At 42.2% G+C, this 702-nt stretch carries 1 protein-coding gene; it reads right to left on the bottom strand.

Annotated elements, in window-relative coordinates; genetic code table 11:
- Positions 1-127: 127 nt before the first annotated feature.
- Positions 128-604, bottom strand: a complete 477-nt coding sequence (gene tnpA / locus ODU37_RS10725; RefSeq protein ID WP_024400212.1) for an IS200/IS605 family transposase — start codon at positions 602-604, stop codon at positions 128-130.
- Positions 605-702 lie beyond the last annotated feature (98 nt).

The raw sequence follows: 702 nt of genomic DNA, 5'->3' as shown, positions 1-702 counted from the left end.
AATCAAAACCACCAGTCGAACTGGTGGTTTGTTCTGCGGCTATAAGCCGCTTGTTCCGGCCAGGGCCAAAGGCCCACTGAAATAGCTTCCTCGCGCACCACTTTCCCGAGCAGGTGCTAAAGCACCATCAGGTTTTTTTCCTGTTGGTTTCCCCTGTAAATGGGTCAACCGTTTCAAACAAAGTGAGCTGGTCCGCTAACCTGTCTTCTTGTAATTGGTTCTGTATGTATTCTGCTATCACTTTTTGATTGCGTCCTACCGTATCCACATAGTAGCCTCTGCACCAAAACTTTCTATTCCCATACCTATATTTCAGATTGGCATGTTTGTCGAAAATCATTAAACTACTCTTACCTTTTAAATAGCCCATAAAACTGGAAACACTCATTTTGGGCGGAATACTAACTAACATGTGGATATGATCAGGGCAGGCATTAGCTTCATGGATAGTGACTCCTTTTCGCTCACACAAATCTCGGATAATCTTTCCGATACTAGCCTTATACTTGCCGTAAATGATTTGACGACGATATTTAGGCGCAAAAACTAGATGATATTTACAATTCCAGCGAGTATGTGATAAACTTTCATTATCCTCTCTCATGAGGTACCTCCTATTTGATTTGATGTAGTGGCGGGGAAACCACTTCTATCTTATCACTTTGGGAGGTTTTTTTAATACCTCGCTAGAAGCTCTACTGA

Origin of the sequence: Streptococcus sp. 2021WUSS109 (genome assembly GCF_044427305.1) — a bacterium.
GTDB classification, from domain to species: Bacteria; Bacillota; Bacilli; order Lactobacillales; family Streptococcaceae; genus Streptococcus; species Streptococcus suis.
The sequence above is the reverse complement of the archived record's forward strand: the minus strand, read 5'-3'. Positions and strand labels throughout refer to the sequence as shown.

What these genes read in the sequence shown, in the direction of transcription:
- tnpA (WP_024400212.1), bottom strand. Translation starts at nt 604, where the DNA reads ATGAGAGAGGATAATGAAAGTTTATCACATACTCGCTGGAATTGTAAA.